The organism is Streptomyces sp. NBC_01089, from assembly GCF_045162975.1.
GTDB lineage: Bacteria > Actinomycetota > Actinomycetes > Streptomycetales > Streptomycetaceae > Streptomyces.
In genome coordinates this window covers 5,069,182-5,085,546 of sequence record NZ_CP108660.1, presented here as the reverse complement: position 1 = coordinate 5,085,546, position 16,365 = coordinate 5,069,182, and the positions used below count along the sequence as shown (strand labels likewise).

The following is a 16,365-nucleotide window of genomic DNA, read 5'->3' as shown; positions in this document are numbered from 1 at the left end:
GGCTCCGGCTCCCTCAGGCGTCGATCAGCTCGCGCTGCGCCTGGGCCTCGATGTGCTTGTTCAGGCCCTCGCCCTCGACGTCCACGTTCGGCAGCGCCCGGTCGAGCCAGCGCGGCAGCCACCACGCCCGCTTGCCGAGCAGCGCCAGGACGGCGGGCACGATGGCCATCCGTACGACGAAGGCGTCGAAGAAGACCGCGATGGCGAGCCCGAAACCGATCATCTTGATCATCGAGTCGCTGGCGCCGATGAAGCCGGAGAACACCGCGATCATGATGACGGCGGCGGCCGTCACCACACGCGCACCGTGCTTGAAGCCGGTGACGACGGCCTGGCCCGGGCTCTCCCCGTGGACGTACGCCTCCCGCATCCTGGTGACCAGGAAGACCTCGTAGTCCATCGCGAGACCGAAGACCACACCCACCATGAAGATCGGCATCATCGACATGATCGGGCCGGTCTGCTGGACGCCGAAGAGCGAGCCGAGCCAGCCCCACTGGAAGACCGCGACGACCGCGCCCAGGGCGGCGACCACCGAGAGCAGGAAGCCGAGCGCCGCCTTGAGCGGGACCAGCACCGAGCGGAACACCAGCATCAGCAGCAGGAACGCGAGCCCGACGACGAGCGCCAGATACGGGACCAGCGCGTCGTTCATCTTCTGCGAGAAGTCGATGTTCATCGCGGTCGCGCCGGTGACCAGCACCGTGGCACCGGTGTCCGACTTGACCTGCGCACCCGCGTCACGGATGGAGTGGACCAGGTCCTCGGTCTTGACCGACGACGGCCGGTCCTTGGGGACGACGCTGATCGTCGCGGTGTCGTGCGCCTTGTTGTAGAACGGCTGCGCCACCGAGACCACACCGTCCAGCCCGGCGATCTTCTGGTGCACCTCGTCGACCGCCGCCTTGCCGTCGCTGACGCCCTTGACGTCGACGACCGTCGTCAGCGGACCATTGAAGCCGGGGCCGAAGCCGTCGGAGAGCAGGTCGTACGCACGGCGCTGGGTGGTGTTGGTGGGCTGCGCCCCGTCGTCGGGCAGGCCCATCTCCAGGGAGGCCGCCGGGATCGCGATGGCCCCCAGGCCGATCACACCCACGAGCAGCACCAGGACGGGGCGGCGCAGCACGGTGCGCGCCCAGCGGGTGCCGCCGTTGGCCTTGACCTCGGCGCCCGGCACCGGCGGGTTCTTGCGGGCCTTGCGCCCCACCACGCGCTTTCCGGCGAAGCCGAGCAGCGCGGGGATGAGGGTGAGCGCGATGAGGACGGCGATCACGACCGTACCGGCCGCGGCGAAGCCCATCTTGGAGAGCATCGGGATGTTCACGACGGCCAGGCCGACCAGGGCGATGACCACGGTGAGCCCGGCGAAGACCACAGCAGAGCCGGCCGTTCCGACCGCCCGCCCCGCGGCCTCCTGGGGTTCCCTGCCCTCGGCGAGTTCCGCCCGGTAGCGGGAGACGATGAACAGCGCGTAGTCGATACCGACAGCGAGGCCGATCATCATCGCCAGCGTCGATGTGGTGTTGCCCAGGTCCAGCACATTGGCCAGCGCCGTGATCGTCGAGACGCCGATACCGACGCCGATGAGCGCGGTCAGCAGCGGGAGCCCCGCGGCGATCAGCGAGCCGAAGGTCACGATCAGCACGATCGCGGCGAGTACGACACCGATGATCTCGCCGGAGCCGGTCTCCGGCATGGCCTGGAGCGCGTCACCGCCGATCTCCACCGTGTATCCGTTGTGGTCGGCCTTGTCCACGGTGTTCTGGAGCGAGTCCTTGGTCTGGTCGGTCAGCTCCATCGAGCTGACCTTGTAGGAGACCTGGACGTAGACCGTGCTGCCGTCCTTGGAGACGGCCTTCGCGGTGTAGGGGTCGGTCACCGATGAGATCTGGTGCGAGCCGGAGCTCAGCTCCCCCTCGACCTTCTTGACCTCGGCCTTGTTCGCCGCTGATGTCATCTTCTCGCCGGACGGGGCCTTGAAGACGACCCGGGCGGTGGCGCCGTCGGCGCTCGCCCCCGGGAACCGCTGCCCCAGCAGGTCGAAAGCCTTCTGGGCCTCCGTGCCGGGTATGGAGAAGGAGCTTGCGGTCGCGGTGGCGGCGGACGAGGCGCCGAAGCCGGCGAGCGCCAGCAGCGCCACCCACACCAGGGCGACATAACGGCGGCGCCTGAAGGCGAACCGTCCGAGCTTGTAGAGGTACGTGGCCACGAGGGCGTCTCCCGGTCAGGTCGGGTGGAAAAGGGCGTCATGAACCAGCCCGACGACGAGAGCGGCGTGTCAGGTGGAGAGGTGTTCAGCTGTGTCAGGTGGTGGCTCAGGTGGTGATCACAGCGACGATCACGGTGCTGATCGGTCGTGGATCACGGGTTGTCCGATGGCTGGGCGCCGAGAGCGGGGAGTACCACGGAGTCCAGATAACGGGAGAGGAAAGCCTGGTCGGCAGGTTGTTCCTCCAGCAGCTGCCGGGCGACGAAGGCGCCGACCAGCATGTGCGGGACGAAGGCAAGCGCGGGATTGCCGGCACTGACCTCGCCGCGCTCCACTGCGCGCTGCAGCATCTGGTTGAGCCCGGTCACCTCGGGTTCGATCAGAAGCTCGCGCAGCGCTTGGAAGAGATCCGGGTTCTCATGCACGGCATGCATCAGGCCCCGCATCAGGGCGGAGTTCCGCTCCATCTCGCAGTCGTCCTCGCGCGCCACCATGGACCGGAAGTCCCCGCGCAGCGAACCGGTGTCGACGTCTTCGATACGGACGGGCTTGTTGTACCGCAGAGCCCTGGCGACCAGCTCAGGCTTGCTCCCCCACTGGCGGTAGAGGGTGGCCTTGCTCGACCGCGTACGGGCGGCGACGGCATCCATGGTCAGGGCTTCGTAGCCGACTTCACGCAGCAGATCGAGTGTGGCCGCGTACAGCTCACCCTCGCGCTCCGGCGTCAGTCTGCTCGCCATCCCCGGCCTTCCCGAGCGAAACGGATTCGTACACCACGACGGTACGCCGCGCCCGAGCGAAACGACAACGTTTCGCTTGTGGACTCAGTCACGGTTGTCGGACGGGCATAAGGCCGGCCGGCGCACGGGCGGTCCGAGGGGCGCGGGTGACCGCTGGGGCGGCGCCACGAGTTGCCGGGCATCCGAGGCGCGGAAAGCATTGGGGGGTGAGCCAAGCCGATGCGGGAGACACCGCGTACCTCCGCTTCCCGAACCTCCATGGCGACCTGCTGTGTTTCGTGACCGAGGACGACCTCTGGGCCGCGCCCGTCTGCGCCGGGGCCGGCCGCCCCGACCGGGCCTGGCGGCTCACCGCCGACCGGACCCGGGTGGGCCAGCCGCGATTCTCCCCCGACGGCAGGCACATCGCGTACACGTCCTGGCGCAGCCTCGACCCGGAGATCCATCTGGCCCCCGTGCAGGGCGGGCCGTCCCGGCGGTTGACGTACTGGGGCTCGCTCGACACCCGGGTACGCGGCTGGACACCGGAGGGCGACATCCTGGCCGTGGCCTCGCACAACCAGCCGTTCTCGCACTTCAGCTGGGCCTACACGGTGGCCACCGACGGCTCGCCGGGCGCCAAGCTGCCCTGGGGCCCGGTGCACGACATCGCGGTCGGTGACATCGACGGTGAGCGCCGCACGCTGCTGCTCACCGGGAAGCCGCCGCACGAGCCGGCCGCCTGGAAGCGCTACCGCGGCGGCGCCACCGGCCGCCTCTGGCTGCACGGCCGGCGCCTGCTCGACGGCATCGACGGCCATCTGTCCTGCCCGATGCTGGTCGGGGGCCGGGTCGCCTTCCTCTCCGACCACGAGGGCATCGGCAACCTCTACTCGTGTCTGCCGGACGGCACGGATCTGCGCCGCCACACCGACCACGACAGCTGGTACGCACGGAACGCCTCCACCGACGGCCACCGGGTGGTCTATCAGTGCGCGGGCGACATCTGGCTGGCCGACGACCTGTCGCCGGGCGCGGTGCCGCGCAGGCTGGACGTCCGCATCGGGAGCCCGCGCACCGGTCGGCGCGCCTACCAGATCCCGGCGTCCGCCCATGTCGACGGGCTGTCCGTGGACGAGACGGGCCGGGCGAGCGCGGTCGCCGTACGCGGCAGTCTGTACTGGCTCACCCACCGCGACGGCCCCGCCCGCACCATCACCGACACCCCGGGGGTACGGGTCCGGCTGCCCGAGATGCTCGGCAGCGCGGGCCGGATCGCGTACGTCACGGACGCGGGGGGCGAGGACGCCGTCGAGATCGCGTACATGCCGCGCGCCAGCGGCGACCGGCCGCCCCGGCGGTACGCCACCGGTGAGCTGGGCCGTGTCCAGGAGATGGTCTCGGACCCCGCGGGGGAACGGCTGGCCATCGCCTCGCACGACGGGCGGCTGCTGCTGCTCACGGTCACCGACGACGGAACGGACGAGGCCCTGGGCACCGCGACGGACGGGGAGACGGCGGACGGGGAGGCTGCGGGCACCGAAATGGCGGACAGCGAGAAGGCGGCCGAAACGGAGGCGGACGGGGAGGCGGCGGACGGCGAGAAGGCGGCCGGGGCGGCGGCGGGCGGGACGGCGCCAAGCGGTCCCGTGACGGACCAGCAGCTCGCCGGTGAGGTCACCGAGCTGATCCGCTCGCTCAACGGCCCGGTGCGCGATCTGGCCTTCTCACCCGACGGCACCTGGCTGACCTGGTCGCACCCCGGGATCGGCCGCTCCCTGCGGCAGATCAAGATGGCGAAGATCGCCGGACCGATGGCACCCACCGTCGTCGACGTCACCAACGGCCGCTTCGAGGACGAGAACCCGGTCTTCACCAGCGACGGCCGCTATCTGGCCTTCCTCTCCTGGCGCGGCTTCGACCCGGTGTACGACGTCCACACCGGCGACCTGTCGTTCCCGCTGGGCTGCCGCCCGTATCTGGTGCCGCTGACCTCCACGACGCCCTCGCCCTTCGCGCTCTCCCCCGACGGCCGCCCCGCGGCGGGCGGCCTCGACCCGGTGGACGACCTGGGGGACGAGAGCCCGGACGGCAGCAAGGTGCTGGTCGAGATCGAGGGTCTGGAGAGCCGGGTCACACCCTTCCCGGTGCCCGCTTCGAAGTACTCCTCGCTCTGCCCGGTCAGCGGCGGCGGCCTCGTCTGGCTGCGCTGGCCGATCTCGGGCGCCCTCGGCGAGACGTTCGTGAACCCGGCCGACCTCTCGGGCCGCCCCACCCTCGAACACTTCGCCATCGCCAGGGCCCGCAAGGCCGAACTGGTCGACCACCTGGACTGGTTCGAGGTCAGCGGCGACGGCAGCAGGCTGGTCGTCATGGACCTCGGCGAGCTGCGCGCGGTCCCCGCGACCGAACTCGGCGACAACGACACCACGGTCTTCCTCGACCCGCGCCGCATCCTGCACGACGTCGACCCGCCATCGGAGTGGCGTCAGGCGTACGACGAGGCGGGGCGCATCATCCGCGCCTACTTCTGGGAGCCGCGGATGTGCGGCATCGACTGGTCGGCGATCCTGGCGCAGTACCGCCCGCTGGTCGAACGGGTCGCGTCCCCCGACGAGTTCGCCGATCTGCTCCGCGAGGTCCTGGGCGAACTGGGCACCTCGCACGCCTACGTCACGGCCGCCCGCCGCAACGAGGGGCCGCCGCACTACCAGCGGGTGATGGGCCTGCTCGGCGCGAACCTGGTGTGCCGGGACGGCGCGTGGGTGGTCAAGCGGATCCTGCCCGGCGACTCGTCGGACTCCAAGGCGCGCTCCCCGCTGGCCGGTACGGGCATCCGCGAGGGCGCCGTACTGACCCATGTCGACGGCCGCGCGGTCGACCCGCTCACGGGCCCCTACCCGCTGCTCGCGGCGGCGGGCGGCACCACGGTCGAGCTGACGTTCGATCCGGCGGGCCGCACGGGCGGCTCCCGCCGGGTCGCGGTGGTCCCGCTGATCGACGAACGCCCGCTGCGCTACCAGGACTGGGTGGCCAAACGGCGCGCTGTCGTACGGGAGTTGAGCGACGGCCGGTGCGGCTATCTGCACATCCCCGACATGGGCGGCTCGGGCTGGGCCCAGTTCAACCGGGATCTGCGCCTGGAGGTGTCACGCCCGGCGCTGATCGTGGACGTACGGGGGAACGCGGGCGGCCACATCAGCGAGCTGGTGGTCGAGAAGCTCACCCGTACGATCCTCGGCTGGGACCTCACCCGTGACGCCCAGCCCGTCTCGTACGCGTCGAACGCGCCCCGCGGCCCGGTGGTCGCCCTCGCCGACGAGGCCACCTCGTCCGACGGCGACATGATCACGGCGGCGTTCCGGCTGCTCGGGCTGGGCCCGGTGGTGGGCCAGCGGACCTGGGGCGGTGTGGTCGGCATGACCGGCCGGCACCGGCTGGGCGACGGCACGGTGATCACGGTGCCGATGAACGCGGCCTGGTTCGACGGGTACGGCTGGTCGGTCGAGAACCACGGCGTCGAACCGGACATCGAGGCCCTGCGCACGCCGCTGAACTGGGCGGAGGGGCGGCACGGTCAACTCGACGACGCGGTCTGGACGGCGCTCGACCTGCTGGCCGCCAAGCCGGCGGCGGAACCGCCGGACTACTCGGCGGTCCCGGACAAACGACGCCCCGGGCTGCCACCACGGTAGGGGGCCGAGCTTGCCGCCCGCACCTGCGGGGACGCGCTCATCGCCGTCACCGATGTCCTCAATCGCCGGACGGGCTTGAAAGATGGCCTCAAACGCCGGCCGGGCTGGTTCTTGCGGCGGTCGGCGGCAGAACCAAGCCCGTCCGGCGATTGAGGACCGGGGGGTCCGGGGGCAGCGCCCCCGTGCACACCGGCCCGCACAGCGAGAGGGCGCGCCCCCCGCCAGGGGAGACGCGCCCTCTCGCTGGATCCGCTTCAGGAGTCGAACTGGTCGCGGACCCGGTCCGCCGCCCCCTGGCCCCGCTCCTTCGCCTCGTCCTCGGGCCGCGAAGACCGCTCCGGAGCCCGGCCCTTCTCCTTCTCGTCGCCCATCGACTGCTTGCCCTGCTGGGCGAGCTGCTCCGCCTTGTCCTTGAACTGGTCCTTCATACCCATGAGGTTCACTCCCGTGTGAAGTGTGAAGTGTGAGGGCCGGAGAGCTGCGCCCTCCGGCCTCGACCAGACTGACACGGTGGAACATTCAGCGCATTTCGATCAGTAACGCTCCGTACGCGCCTTCTCGTCCGCCGCCCCGCCCGCACCCACGAGCCCCCGCCCGACCCCGGCGAGCCGCGGTTCGAAGCGCCGCATCTCGCGCTGGCCGACCGTGCCGATCAGCGCGGGCAGATACCCGCGTACGGACTGCATCCCGCGCAGCCACCACTGCGCGTACACATGCGAGGACCGGCGCTCGATCCCGGCCACGATCCGGTCGACGGCCGGGCCCAGCGGATAGGTGCGGTTCGCCGGCCACGGCAGCCGCTGCCGCAGCTCCCGCATCACGTCGTCCTCGTCCGCGCCGCGCACCATGTCCGTGTCCGTCCAGGACAGATAACCGACGCCCACCCGTACGCCCTTGTAGCCGACCTCGGCGCGCAGACAGTGCGCGAACGCCTCGACGCCCGACTTGGACGCGCAGTACGCGGACATCATCGGCGCGGGCGTGATCGCGGCCAGCGACGCGATCTGCAGGAAGTACCCGCGGCTCTCCGCCAGCACCGGCAGGAACGCCCGCGCGGTCACCGCACCGCCCACCAGGTTGACCTCGATGACCCGCCGCCACGCCTCGGGGTCCGAGTCGGTGAAGGGCCCGCCGGACGCCACCCCGGCGTTGGCCACGACGATGTCGACCTTGCCGAAGTGCGCCTTGACCTCCTGCGCGACGGCCGCCATCGCCACATGGTCGGTGACGTCGGCGTGCCAGTGCGCGCTCTCGGTGTGCAGCCGCCCCGACACCGCCTTCAGTTCGTCCGGCTCCAGGCCGACGAGCGCCACCTTCGCGCCACGCGCCGAGAGTTTGCGGGCCAGCAGTTCGCCGACCCCGCGTGCGGCCCCGGTGACGACCGCGACCTGGCCCTCCAGGCTGTTCCTGCTCATACGGCCTTCTCCTTGTCCACTCGGGCTGCCGGCTCGACCGGTACGTGTGCGGCGGCCAGTTCACGCAGCAGCGCGCCGACCGCTTCGGGGGCCTCCACCGGTGTCATGTGCCCGATGCCCGTCAGCTCGGTGAGGCCGGTGCAGTGCGGGAGCGCGGCGGCCAGCGCCCTGGCGTGGGCGACCGGGGTGAGCCGGTCGGCCGTCCCCGCGACCACCGTGGTGGGTACGGTCAACTCCCGTACGCCCGCGTCCAGATCGAGCCCGGCGAGCACCCGCGACCAGGCCACCCGGGCCGCCCGGGGGCAGGCGTGCACGATGCGCGCGCACGCGGCCACCCGGTCGGGGGCCGAACCGGGGCCCATCGTCGCGTACTTGAGGATCCGCTTCGACGCGGGTGTGACAGGGCCGAGCGGGGCGCGCGCCCCCAGGACCGCGCCGGTCAGCCGGGTCCGCAGCCGTCCGGGCCGCAGCGGCAGCACCGTCGACTCGGCGATCAGCCGCGAGCTGCCCGTACTGCACAGCAGGACCGCCGCCGCGTGCTCGCGGAACCCGGGCCGTCCCGCGGCGGCCATCATCGTCATCCCGCCCATGGAGTGGCCGGCCAGGACGGCCCGCTCGCCGGGGGCGAGGGCGGCGGCGAGCACCGCCTCCAGATCGTCGGCCAGCAGGTCCGTGGTGTACCCGCGCAAATCGGCCGCCGGTGTGCGCCCGTGCCCGCGCTGGTCGTACACCACCACCCGGTGATCCGCCGAGAGCGCGCCGATCTGGGCGTCCCAGAAGCGGGCCGAGCAGGTCCAGCCGTGCGAGAGCACCACGGCGGGGGCGCCGTCGGGCCCGTGCACCTCGGTGTGGATCCGCGTGCCGTCCGCGGATACGGCGGTCGGTTCGCGTACCGCTCGGGCGCCGCTCACACCGACTCCCGGTCCGCGACGCGGTCGTGGTCGCCGGTGCGCTGGCGCACCAGGGGCCGGCCGGGCCCGGCCCGTACGACGTCGTACTCGCCGAGGTCCACCCCCCGGGTGGCCTTGCGGAACTCGGCGGTGGTGCCGGGCCAGACCGTGGTGTTGCGCCCGTTGGCGTCGAGGTACCAGCTGGTGCAGCCGCCGGTGTTCCAGACGGTCCGCTTCATCCGCTCCTGGACGCGGGTGTTCCAGGCGCCCACCGCCGCCGGCCGCGGGTCGAGCGCGACACGGCCGCCCAGGACGTTCAACTGCCGCAGATAGTCGGCGAGATAGCTCAGCTGGGACTCGATCATCAGGATCATCGACGAGTTCCCGAGGCCGGTGTTCGGGCCGATGATCGTCATCCAGTTGGGGAAGCCGGTCGCCGTGGCGCCGCGCAGCGACTGCATACCGTCCTTCCACGCCTCGGCGAGCGTGGCACCTTCGGCGCCCACCACCCGCTCCGCGATCGGCATGTCCGTCACATGGAAACCGGTGCCGAAGATGATCACGTCCGCCTCGGTCTCGGTGCCGTCGGACGCGACCAGCGTATTTCCCCTGACCTCCTTGAGCCCGGACGCCACGACGTCCACATTGGGCTGCGCGAGCGCCGGGTAGTACGTGCTGGAGAGCAGGATGCGCTTGCACCCGATCCGGTACGAGGGCGTCAGCTTGGCGCGCAGCGCCCGATCCTTGATCGACCGGCCGATGTTGGCCTTGCCTATGGACTCGATCAGGCCGAGTTCGTTGGGGTGCTTGGTGAAGGCGCTGACCTGCAGCTCTCGTATGCTCCACAGCAGCCGCCTGCGGGCGGCCGCGGTGAAGGGCACCTTGCCGTGCAGCCAGCGCTCGGCGCCGCTTATGGCGCGGTCCATACGGGGCATCACCCACGGCGGGGTGCGCTGGAAGAGGGTGAGCCGGCCGGCTTCGGGCTGGATCGCGGGCACGATCTGGATCGCGGAGGCCCCGGTCCCGATCATCGCGACGCGCTTGCCGCGCAGGTCCGCTCCGTGGTCCCACTGCGCGGAGTGGAAGACCTCACCGGAGAACGAGTCGAGCCCGGGGATGTCGGGCATCTTCGGGTCGGAGAGCGGCCCGGTGGCGGAGACGACCACATCGGCGGTCAGCGTCCCCCGCGTGGTCTCGATCTCCCAGCGCAGTTCGCCGGAGTCCCAGCGCATCATCCGCACCTCGTGGTCGAGGCGGATGTGCGGCCGCAGCCCGAAGGTGTCGGCGACGTTCTCCAGATAGGCCCGGATGTGCGGCTGGCCGGAGAAGGTGCGCGGCCAGTCGGGGTTGGGCGCGAAGGAGAACGAGTAGAGGTGGGACGGCACGTCGCAGGCGCACCCCGGATAGCTGTTGTCGCGCCAGGTCCCGCCGACGGAACCGGCCCGCTCCAGGACGACGAAGTCGGTCACCCCCTCGCGGCGCAGCCGGACGGCGGCCCCCAGGCCACCGAATCCGGATCCGATCACCGCCACGCGTACATGCTCGTGCTCGGCCATGCTGCCGCCTCCCGAGTGCCCCGACTCTGCCAGTAATCACTGGCACTGTTGGAGAGTAGAGCAGCTTCGTACTCATGGGTAGGGGGCAGAGCAAGGAAAGTTCGCGCCGGTACGGCATAGGCTTCCGGCGTGGCAGAGGAAACAACGGGGCGCGAGTACCGCATGGAGGAGCTGGCCGAAGCGGCCGGGATCACCGTGCGCACCCTGCGCTTCTACCGCGAACGCAAGCTGATCCCGCCACCGCGCCGCGAGGGCCGCATCGCCTGGTACGACGAGCACCACCTGGCCCGGCTGCGGACGATCTCGGCCCTGCTGGAGCGCGGCCACACCCTCAGCGGCATCGCGGATCTCGCCACGGCCTTCGAGAGCGGCAGGGACGTGGGGCGGCTGCTGGGCCTGGCCGGCACCGAGCAGCCGGCCTGGACGGAGGAGGAGCCGGTCCGGCTCACCCCTGAGCAGCTCGCCGACTACTTCGAGGGCGAGGTGACGGCCGAGAACCTCGCGGCGGCCCTCGACCTCGGCTATCTCGCCACGGACGGCGACGACATCATCCACATCAGCCGCCGCCTGCTGGACGTGTCGGCCGCCCTGGTCCGCCAGGGGGTCCCGCTCGCGTCGGTCCTCGCGGCGGGCCACGAGGTCCGCAAGCACACGGAGGCCCTCACGGAGCTGTTCTCCGCCCTGGTCCACACCCATCTGCCGGACGAGGGCTTCGCGAGCGCGATGGAGCGGGTGCGGCCGCTGGCGAAGGACGTGGTGGAGGCGGAGCTGTCGATGTCACTGGACCGCCGGATACGGGCGGAGAAGAGCGGCACGGACGCGGAGTAGCACCGGCCGCCGCCCCCGCCCCGGCGCGCACGGCCCCGGCCGCCCCGCCCCGGCCGGTCAGCGCCGGCCGGGGCCGTTCCTACAGGTCGTAAGCCGCCGTCACCGGCGCGTGGTCGCTCCACCGCTCGTCGTGCGTGGCGGCGCGCTCGACCCACGCCTTGACCGCCTTCGCGGCGAGACCGGGGGTCGCCATCTGGTAATCGATGCGCCACCCCGCGTCATTGTCAAAAGCCCGCCCCCGGTAGGACCACCACGAGTAGGGGCCCGCCACATCCGGGTGCAGCTCCCGCACCACATCGACGTAGGCCCCGCCGTCCCCGGCGAGTACGCGCGTCAGCCACTCGCGCTCCTCGGGCAGGAAGCCCGAGTTCTTCTTGTTGCCCTTCCAGTTCTTGAGGTCGGCCTCCTGGTGGGCGATGTTCCAGTCGCCGCAGACCACGACCTCGCGGCCGTCGGCCGCCGCCCGCTCCCTGAGCCCCTGGAGATACGGCAGGAACTCCGCCATGAACCGCAGCTTCTCGTCCTGCCGCTCGGTGCCGACCTCGCCCGACGGCAGATAGAGGCTCGCGACCGTCACCCCGGGCAGGTCGATCTCGGCGTACCGCCCACTGCCGTCGAACTCCGCGCTGCCGAATCCGATCTGCACCCGCTCCGGCTCACGCCGGGCGTACAGCGAGACGCCCGCGCGCCCCTTGGCCGCCGCCGGGGCGTGCACGGTGAACCAGCCGTCCGGCTCGCGGACCTCCGGGGTCAGCTGTCCGGGCTCGGCCCGTACCTCCTGGAGGCAGATCACATCGGCGTCGGTCTGCGCCAGCCACTCCACGAAGCCCTTCTTGGCGGCGGCGCGCAGCCCGTTCACGTTTACGGTTGTCACAGTGAGCATCAAGGCACTTTACCGACCCCGGCCCGGAGCACACTCCAGCCGCATAGATGTACCATCTTTCGCATGAATATCCGGCCGGTCCGTTACGACCATCCCGACGCGGTCAAGCTCAACGACCAGGTCCAGCTCGAATACATCGAGCGCTACGGCGACGAGGGCGACATCACCCCGCTCGACGCCACCATGTTCGACCCGCCCTCCGGGCTCTATCTGCTGGCGTACGACGAGGACGGCAGCCCGGTGGCCACCGGCGGCTGGCGCAACCAGGACGGGGCCGGCGCCGAGGGGTACGCGACGGGGGACGCCGAGCTGAAGCGGATGTACGTGGTGCGCGAGGCGCGCGGCCTGGGTCTTGCCCGCCGGATCCTGGCCGCCCTGGAGGAGAGCGCCCGCGCGGCGGGCCGGACCCGCATGGTGCTGGAGACCGGGGACCAGCAGCCCGAGGCGATCGCGCTGTACACGTCGAGCGGCTACACACCCTGCGCCAAATTCGGCCACTACCGGGAGTACGAGAGCAGCCGCTGCTTCGCCAAGCCGCTCGCTCAGGGCTTCCTGGCCACCCCCACGTAGAACCCGCTCCGCTCCTGCTCCGGCGCGGGCCCGTCCTGGTACCACTCGGTCGCGGGCACCAGCCCCGGCGGGACGAGATCGAGCCCGGCGAAGAACGGCTCCACCTCCGCCAGGGTGCGCATCCGCAGCGAGATGGCGCCGTTGCGGTACGCCGTCCTGGTCTCGTCCTCCAGCTCCGGATGCTGGTCGGCCGTGCCGTGCGAGAGCACCAGCCAGCTGCCGGACGGCAGCGCGTCGACGAGGGCGCGGGTGATGCCGTACGGGTCCTGGTCGTCGGGCAGGAAGTGCATCAGCGCGATGAGCGACAGGGCGACGGGCCGCTCGAAGTCGAGCAGTTCCCGGGCGCGGGCGAGAATCGACTCCGGATCCCGCACATCGGCGTCGATGTAGTCGGTCGCGCCCTCCGGGCTGCTGATCAGCAGGGCCTCCGCGTGGCGCAGCACGATCGGGTCGTTGTCCGCGTAGACGACCCGGGCGGCGGGCGTGACCGCCTGGACCACCTGGTGCAGATTGGGCGCGGTGGGAATGCCCGTACCGATGTCGAGGAACTGGTCGACCCCGTTGCGCGCCAGCCACCCGGCCGCACGGTGCATGAAGGCCCGGTTGCGCGCCGCGTTGCCGCGCGCCTCCAACGGCAGCTTCTCGCCGACCTGTTGATCGACGGGGTAGTTGTCCTTGCCGCCCAGGAGCCAGTCGTAGACGCGCGCCGGATGGGGTCTGCTGGTGTCGATCAGAGGCTTGTCACTGCCGGCCGTCACGGAACGCTCCTCGAATGTTCGAATCACTGAGCCTCCACGGTAGTCGGGGCCGCCGGTCGCGGCCCGACGACGGCGCCATCCCACTGACGGGAGGGGCGTACCGGCACCGGAGGGAGAGGCGACGCGGGGCCGCACACCCCGCGCCCCTCTCACACACCGCACCCTCAGGGCCGGTGGCCGAACCGCACCCCCTCCCACGGCACTTCCGCCGGGAACGGCTCCGCTCGGCGCTGGCCCGCCGGGCGGGGCGCGGCCCGTTCGATCACGGGTTTCGCGTCCTCGATCCGGTCGAGCCACCCCAGCAGGGTGTCCCGGAGCCCGTCCGCGACCGACCGGTGCGAGTCGAGCCCCGCGAGGTTGTCCAGCTCGTACGGATCGGCCGCCAGGTCGTACAGCTCGGTCTCCGTGTAGCGGTCGGCGCCCGGGTCGTTCCAGGCGTCGGCGCCGGGTGCGTCGACCGCGTACTTCCAGCGGGACGTACGCACCGCACGGCCCACCCGGTCCTCGCTGATCTGCACGAACACGGAGCCGGGGCGGCCGGGGTCACGGCCGCCACCGGTCAGCGGCTGCAGCGAGCGCCCCTGCACACCGTCCGGCACCGGGATGCCGGCGGCGGCCAGCAGCGTCGGCATCAGGTCCACCGTGCCGACCGGTTCCCTGACCCGTCCGCCGCCGCTGAACCCGGGGCCGGTCAGCGCGAGCGGCACCCGGACCGACGCCTCGTGGGCCGAGCGCTTGTACTCGCTGTTGCGGGTGCGGAAGTGGGAGCCGTGGTCGGCGGTCCACGCCAGCACCGTGTTCTCCTCGGTCCCGAGGCTGCGCAGGGCGTCGCGCAGCCGCCCCACCCCCTCGTCGACCCGTTTGATCTGGCCGAGATACCCGGCGATGTGCCGGTGGGCGCCGCCCTGCGGGGCGCCGGGCCCGAGGGCGGCCAGGTCGGGCGGCAGCCAGGCGCCCTCGTAACGCTCACGGAAGCCGGTGGGCGCGGGGTAGTCGTCGGTCGGGTTCTGGTGGTGCGGTTCCAGCAGGGAGAGGAACAGCAGATACGGGCGGTCGTGGTGGTCGGCGACGAACCGGATGGCCGCGTCGACCAGCGCGTCCGAGCGGTAGCCGGGCAGCCGGACCGGCTCGCCGTCCTCGTCGTACACCACCGTGCGGTAGGCGTCCGAGGTGAATTCGAGCCGGTCCGAAGCGAGCCATTCCCCGTAGCCACCACGGCGGCCGGGCGGCACCGGGCCCGCCGGGCAGTCGTCGCCCGCCAGATGCCACTTGCCGATGTACCCGGTCGTGTAACCGGCCCCCGCGAACTCACCGGCGAGCGTGGGGATGTCCCGCGGGAGCGGAAGCCCGTTGCGGAACACCCCCGTCGCGGTGGGGTAGCGGCCGGTCTGCAGCGCCGAACGGGCCGGTGCGCAGACCGGGTTGGGGGTGATCGCCTGCTCGAAGAGCGTCCCCTCGCGGGCGATGCGGTCGAATTCGGGTGTCACCCCCGCCGGGTTGCCGTGCACGCCGGTGGTGTCCCAGCGCTGCTGGTCGGTGAGGACCACGATCACCTGCGGGGGCGCCCCGGCGGGGGCACTCATGCGCCGGCCGTCTCCGGCACCCGGGCGCCGGCTGCGCCGGATGCCCCGGACACGCCTGATGCGCCTGATGCTCCTGATGCGATGCCGAAGGCCGGGTCGGGCACCTCCTCGGGGCTGATGAGGGTGGACGGGCGGCCGTCGACACCGACCGGGACGTCCCCGTCGATGGTGACGCGGCGGAGCTTGCGCGTGTGCTCGTCGGAGTCGTCGACCCCGTAGTGCTGGGTGGCGCGGTTGTCCCAGATGGCGACGTCACCGGTCTGCCACTGCCAGCGCACGGTGTTCTCCGGACGCTCGATGTGCGACTGGAACAGGTCGACGAGGGCGCGCGAGTCCCGGCCGGTCAGACCGCTGACGCGCTGCACGAAGTTGCCGAGGAGCAGGACGCGTTCGCCGGTCTCGGGGTGGACGCGCACCACCGGGTGCTCGGTGAGGAACTTCGTCGACGTGAACACCTTCTGGTACTGCGCGAGTGCCTCGGGCCGGGCGTTGGGGCGTACGGCCACATAGTCGTAGTCGTTGGAGTGGACGGCGCGCAGCGTGTCGGCGAGGGCGCGCAGCGGCTCGGGCAGCCCGGCGTAGGCGGCTGCGGTGTTGGCCCACAGGGTGTTGCCGCCGTACGGCGGGATGACGACGGCGCGCAGGATCGAGAAGGCCGGGTAGGCGGGGACGAAGGTGACGTCGGTGTGCCACTGGTTGGCCCGGCCGCCGTGGTCGGAGTCGATGCCGAGCGAGTAACGGCCGTCGGCGGACGGGACGGTGGGGTGTGCGACCGGGGTGCCGAGGAGGCGGCCGAACGCCTCGTGGCTGTCCTCGTCCAGGTGGTCCTGGCCACGGAAGAAGACGACCTTGTTGGCCAGCAGCGCGTCCCGGACGGCGGTGACGGTCGCCGGGTCGAGGTCGCCTCCGAGGCGTACCCCGGAAATGACGGCGCCGATACGGCCGCCGAGCTTCTGGACGGTGACCTCGTCCGCGCCGGACTTTCCGGTGGCGGACTTTCCGGTGGCGGAGGCGGATGCGGCTGCGGTGGTTGCCGAGGACGTGGTTGCCGAGGACATGGCGGGATTCCCTTCGGAGGCCAAGATCATCCGGGGATTAATCTTGGAGAGGAATTAATAAGGCCGAGCGGCGGAGCCAGGGGCGGCACAGAAGAGAGAGCCGTACGTGGTCAGTGACGACGAGGGATGACGAGCCTTCGGGGGCCACGTTGATCACGGGCCTTCGGGCCTGCGTGTTACGGGCCCCGTGGTGACGGTGCG

At 71.5% G+C, this 16,365-nt stretch carries 13 protein-coding genes; 3 read left to right on the top strand and 10 right to left on the bottom strand.

Annotated features, from left to right (window positions below):
• Window positions 1–13 precede the first annotated feature (13 nt).
• Window positions 14–2,209, bottom strand: coding sequence for an MMPL family transporter (locus OG510_RS22860; protein ID WP_406139182.1), 2,196 nt, complete (start codon window positions 2,207–2,209; stop codon window positions 14–16).
• A gap of 152 nt (window positions 2,210–2,361) precedes the next feature.
• Window positions 2,362–2,949 (bottom strand): TetR/AcrR family transcriptional regulator, encoded by a 588-nt coding sequence (locus OG510_RS22855; RefSeq protein ID WP_406139181.1) that lies wholly within the window; start codon window positions 2,947–2,949, stop codon window positions 2,362–2,364.
• Window positions 2,950–3,155: 206 nt separating this feature from the next.
• On the opposite strand from OG510_RS22855, the gene OG510_RS22850 reads away from it, so the two are divergent.
• The gene (locus OG510_RS22850) at window positions 3,156–6,623 is read left to right on the top strand and encodes a S41 family peptidase (protein WP_406139179.1); all 3,468 of its coding nucleotides are present in this window, start codon (window positions 3,156–3,158) and stop codon (window positions 6,621–6,623) included.
• A 254-nt stretch (window positions 6,624–6,877) separates the two neighbouring features.
• Here OG510_RS22850 and OG510_RS22845 read toward each other — a convergent pair whose 3' ends face one another.
• The 4 genes from OG510_RS22845 to OG510_RS22830 form a co-directional block, all read right to left on the bottom strand.
• On the bottom strand, window positions 6,878–7,057 hold the full coding sequence (locus OG510_RS22845; RefSeq protein WP_406139178.1) for a hypothetical protein: 180 nt from the start codon (window positions 7,055–7,057) through the stop codon (window positions 6,878–6,880).
• Between the two features lie 99 nt (window positions 7,058–7,156).
• On the bottom strand, window positions 7,157–8,038 hold the full coding sequence (locus tag OG510_RS22840; RefSeq protein ID WP_406139177.1) for an SDR family oxidoreductase: 882 nt from the start codon (window positions 8,036–8,038) through the stop codon (window positions 7,157–7,159).
• A complete protein-coding gene (locus OG510_RS22835; RefSeq protein WP_406139175.1) occupies window positions 8,035–8,949 on the bottom strand; it encodes an alpha/beta fold hydrolase in 915 nt (304 codons plus the stop codon). The genes OG510_RS22840 and OG510_RS22835 overlap by 4 nt, the downstream gene beginning before the upstream one ends.
• On the bottom strand, window positions 8,946–10,484 hold the full coding sequence (locus OG510_RS22830) for a flavin-containing monooxygenase (RefSeq protein ID WP_406139174.1): 1,539 nt from the start codon (window positions 10,482–10,484) through the stop codon (window positions 8,946–8,948). The genes OG510_RS22835 and OG510_RS22830 overlap by 4 nt, the downstream gene beginning before the upstream one ends.
• Before the next feature lie 129 nt (window positions 10,485–10,613).
• On the opposite strand from OG510_RS22830, the gene OG510_RS22825 reads away from it, so the two are divergent.
• The gene (locus tag OG510_RS22825; protein ID WP_406139172.1) at window positions 10,614–11,312 is read left to right on the top strand and encodes a MerR family transcriptional regulator; all 699 of its coding nucleotides are present in this window, start codon (window positions 10,614–10,616) and stop codon (window positions 11,310–11,312) included.
• 79 nt (window positions 11,313–11,391) lie between these two features.
• On the opposite strand, the gene OG510_RS22820 is transcribed toward OG510_RS22825, so the two are convergent.
• The gene (locus OG510_RS22820; protein WP_406139170.1) at window positions 11,392–12,195 is read right to left on the bottom strand and encodes an exodeoxyribonuclease III; all 804 of its coding nucleotides are present in this window, start codon (window positions 12,193–12,195) and stop codon (window positions 11,392–11,394) included.
• Window positions 12,196–12,258: 63 nt separating this feature from the next.
• Here OG510_RS22820 and OG510_RS22815 point away from each other — a divergent pair, with 63 nt between their 5' ends.
• Complete coding sequence (locus OG510_RS22815; protein WP_406139168.1) at window positions 12,259–12,765, top strand: GNAT family N-acetyltransferase; 507 nt, start codon at window positions 12,259–12,261, stop codon at window positions 12,763–12,765.
• On the opposite strand, the gene OG510_RS22810 is transcribed toward OG510_RS22815, so the two are convergent.
• The 3 genes from OG510_RS22810 to OG510_RS22800 form a co-directional block, all read right to left on the bottom strand.
• Window positions 12,738–13,523, bottom strand: coding sequence for an SAM-dependent methyltransferase (locus OG510_RS22810; protein ID WP_406139167.1), 786 nt, complete (start codon window positions 13,521–13,523; stop codon window positions 12,738–12,740). The genes OG510_RS22815 and OG510_RS22810 overlap by 28 nt on opposite strands.
• Window positions 13,524–13,687: 164 nt before the next feature.
• On the bottom strand, window positions 13,688–15,106 hold the full coding sequence (locus OG510_RS22805) for a sulfatase-like hydrolase/transferase (protein WP_406139165.1): 1,419 nt from the start codon (window positions 15,104–15,106) through the stop codon (window positions 13,688–13,690).
• Complete coding sequence (locus OG510_RS22800) at window positions 15,103–16,164, bottom strand: TauD/TfdA dioxygenase family protein (protein ID WP_406139164.1); 1,062 nt, start codon at window positions 16,162–16,164, stop codon at window positions 15,103–15,105. Before OG510_RS22800 ends, OG510_RS22805 begins: the two co-directional genes overlap by 4 nt.
• Window positions 16,165–16,365 lie beyond the last annotated feature (201 nt).

What these genes read in the sequence shown, in the direction of transcription:
- OG510_RS22800 (WP_406139164.1), bottom strand. Translation starts at nt 16,164, where the DNA reads ATGTCCTCGGCAACCACGTCCTCGGCAACCACCGCAGCCGCATCCGCC.
- OG510_RS22855 (WP_406139181.1), bottom strand. Translation starts at nt 2,949, where the DNA reads ATGGCGAGCAGACTGACGCCGGAGCGCGAGGGTGAGCTGTACGCGGCC.
- OG510_RS22820 (WP_406139170.1), bottom strand. Translation starts at nt 12,195, where the DNA reads ATGCTCACTGTGACAACCGTAAACGTGAACGGGCTGCGCGCCGCCGCC.
- OG510_RS22830 (WP_406139174.1), bottom strand. Translation starts at nt 10,484, where the DNA reads ATGGCCGAGCACGAGCATGTACGCGTGGCGGTGATCGGATCCGGATTC.
- OG510_RS22805 (WP_406139165.1), bottom strand. Translation starts at nt 15,106, where the DNA reads ATGAGTGCCCCCGCCGGGGCGCCCCCGCAGGTGATCGTGGTCCTCACC.
- OG510_RS22815 (WP_406139168.1), top strand. Translation starts at nt 12,259, where the DNA reads ATGAATATCCGGCCGGTCCGTTACGACCATCCCGACGCGGTCAAGCTC.
- OG510_RS22840 (WP_406139177.1), bottom strand. Translation starts at nt 8,038, where the DNA reads ATGAGCAGGAACAGCCTGGAGGGCCAGGTCGCGGTCGTCACCGGGGCC.
- OG510_RS22845 (WP_406139178.1), bottom strand. Translation starts at nt 7,057, where the DNA reads ATGGGTATGAAGGACCAGTTCAAGGACAAGGCGGAGCAGCTCGCCCAG.